This window comes from uncultured Thiodictyon sp., from assembly GCF_903946935.1.
Lineage (GTDB): Bacteria > Pseudomonadota > Gammaproteobacteria > Chromatiales > Chromatiaceae > Thiodictyon.
On record NZ_CAJAXH010000085.1, the window covers coordinates 1 to 2462 of the forward strand.

The following is a 2462-nucleotide window of genomic DNA, read 5'->3' on the forward strand; positions in this document are numbered from 1 at the left end:
CAGACTCCGGTCGCCCTACGGGCTCCCTACGTCTGGCCCGCCGACCCGGCGGCCCCTCCCCTGCATCTCGCCCCCTGCCCCCGCCAACAGGGGACATCTCTACTTTGCGGAATAGGGGACATTTCTACTTTGGGTTGACACTCGACAGCAGCCGCAGTTACCTCACCCTGCCCCGCCAGCGCCCAATACCGGGTATGACTGAAGAACCCCCGGCGAACCGGCGTCTGCACTGCCACATCCCGGATACCCTGGCCAAAGATCGGCGCCAGCGGCCCGCCGATGGGGTCGCCCCGCACCAGGAAGCGGGTCGGGAAATAGAGATTGGTCCAGCGGGTGGGGGCGAACGGCGCGGCATGGTGCGGAACCCAGCGGGGCGCACGGGTACCGGCAGCGGGATGGGCGAAGCTCCGGCCCTTGCTCTTACCTTCCAAGACCGGCGGGCAGGTTGGCAACTCCCGGTCGGCCAGCCTGGACCTCAGGTCGTCAGGCCCCTTCGCCAGCAACAGCTCCGCATGGACCAAAGGATTGCCCAAGGTGATGAAGTCGGTAATCAGCCAGGGACTGCCGTTCGCCTGTAGTTCCTTGAGATAGTCACCCTGGGCCTGTCGGTAGCCATCGGGGTCGAAGGGCTCGGCGCGCGCCAGTCCGAGCAGCCGATTCAGCGCCTCGGTCCTGGGCCTGGCGCCGTCCGGGGTGCGCTCCGGGCGGGTATCGCGGTGCGCCCAAAGATAGGTCAGGATGTCATAGCCGATGACGCTGCCCAGGCTGTGACCGACCACCAGGATGCGCTGGTACTGGCCGCTATCCTGGAGCTTTTTCAATAGCTCCACGCCCTTGGTGCGGATCTTCTGGCGGTGCTCCACGTTGTCGGGCGCACCGTGAAGATAGCGCGCCGCGTCACCGATGTACTTGACCAGGAAACCACCCGCCAGTGCGGATAGCAGACCGCCGGCCAGCCCGATCGCCCAGGCGGGCGCCGGAATCCAGTCCCCTGGCTTGGGCATCCCGAAGGCATAGAGGGAGACCAAGGCCACCAGCGCGGAGCCGACCAGCAACCACCAGATGAGGCGCAGCGGCGCCGGGATGCGCGACGGGCGGCGCAGGACCAGGAGGCGCAGCCAGGCCGTGACCTGCGCCGTCCGGGTGTCGCGCCCCAGATAGGCCCAGTAGAACTCGAAAAAGTCAGTCCGGACCTCGGCGCGATTGCGGCCGGTGGTGAGGCGGCGCAGTTCGAAGCTCCCGGAGATATCGTCCGGCTTGCTCCAGACCGTCGGGGCACGGAATGGATGATGAATGGCGGTGTCCTTGCTCCACACCGCGTCCACAAAGCCCCTCAGGGTCTCCATGGGGATCTGCTCGCCGATCCCGTGGATCAGGACCACCGCTTGTTTCTTGGCCATCGCGCCTCCGCTGCCGTCATTGGTACCGGGATTGGTGCAGACCGCAGGTGCTGCCGCGGCGCGTCAATCCTGCCACCGGCCGAAGGGGTGGTAAAGGGTCGCGCTCGGAGTCAGTAGTGATACAGGCAAGCGATGATAATCAGGTGATCGATGTCCACCGCATAGACGAGCCGATTGCTATCGTCAATGCGGCGAGACCAGAAGCCCGAGAGGTTCTCCCGCAGGCGCTCGGGCTTGCCGATCCCGCCGAACGGCGTACGCAGGGTGTCGGCGATCAGGGCGTTGATACGCTTGAGGGTCTTTCTATCCTGTCCCTGCCAGTAGAGAGAGTCGGCCCAGGCTTCCCCGGTCCAGGCGAGCCGCAGCGCCATCCTAGTCTTGCACCAAGTCCCGCTCCAGCGTCTCGCCACCACGATACTGAGCGATGGACCGGGCCAGGTGGGCGGCATTGGCGGGGGACCGCAATAGGTGGACGGTCTCCATCAGACTGTTGAAGCTGTCAAGCGACATGACCACCGCGTCCTGGGCATCGCGGCGGGTGATGACCGTGTAGTCCGCGTCGCGCGCGACGCGGTCCAACACGCCCTTCAGATTGTTGCGGGCATCGGTAAAACTGAGGGTCTGCATGGCGCGCACCTGTCTTGTTGGACGTACAAGTATGGAGTGACTCGGCCTTGGGGTAAAGCGTGAGCAGACCAAGGCCCGCCCGATCCGGGGTCCGGGGTCCGGGGCCTTGATCATGCTCCCGGGCATCGTGCTAGCCGCGAGGCCGTTGGTCCGCACAGCGGACCCTGGATCGCGGCCTTACCCTAGGGTCCGCTATGCGGACCGAGCGCCGCTGGCCGTCGTTATGGTCAAGGCCGTCCCGGGGTGAGCCGTTTGCGCTGCGACGTTCTTGGCCGGCGCCGCGAGGTTAGGGCGGGATGAGGCGGGGCTGAAGCGCGGGCGTGGTGTGGCGGACGCGGCCGACCTCGGGTCGCTACGGCTCCCAGTTGAGAACGGCTCTCAACAACTCCTTCCCGCGGACAGTCACGCCCGCAGGCGACGCGCGGGCGGCCTGAG

General features: G+C 66.4%; 3 protein-coding genes. All 3 read right to left on the reverse strand.

The window, feature by feature from the left end:
* Nucleotides 1-26 precede the first annotated feature (26 nt).
* Complete coding sequence (locus QZX93_RS07595; protein WP_295388973.1) at nt 27-1400, reverse strand: hypothetical protein; 1374 nt, start codon at nt 1398-1400, stop codon at nt 27-29.
* A gap of 110 nt (nt 1401-1510) precedes the next feature.
* Complete coding sequence (locus QZX93_RS07600) at nt 1511-1771, reverse strand: Txe/YoeB family addiction module toxin (protein ID WP_295388974.1); 261 nt, start codon at nt 1769-1771, stop codon at nt 1511-1513.
* Nucleotide 1772: 1 nt separating this feature from the next.
* Nucleotides 1773-2027 carry a type II toxin-antitoxin system prevent-host-death family antitoxin gene (locus tag QZX93_RS07605; RefSeq protein WP_295388975.1) on the reverse strand — a complete coding sequence of 85 codons (255 nt, stop codon included), beginning with the start codon at nt 2025-2027 and terminating at the stop codon, nt 1773-1775.
* Nucleotides 2028-2462 lie beyond the last annotated feature (435 nt).

Excerpts from the sequence above, each read along its gene's own strand:
- QZX93_RS07595 (WP_295388973.1), bottom strand. The coding sequence starts at position 1,400 with ATGGCCAAGAAACAAGCGGTGGTCCTGATCCACGGGATCGGCGAGCAG.
- QZX93_RS07600 (WP_295388974.1), bottom strand. The coding sequence starts at position 1,771 with ATGGCGCTGCGGCTCGCCTGGACCGGGGAAGCCTGGGCCGACTCTCTC.
- QZX93_RS07605 (WP_295388975.1), bottom strand. The coding sequence starts at position 2,027 with ATGCAGACCCTCAGTTTTACCGATGCCCGCAACAATCTGAAGGGCGTG.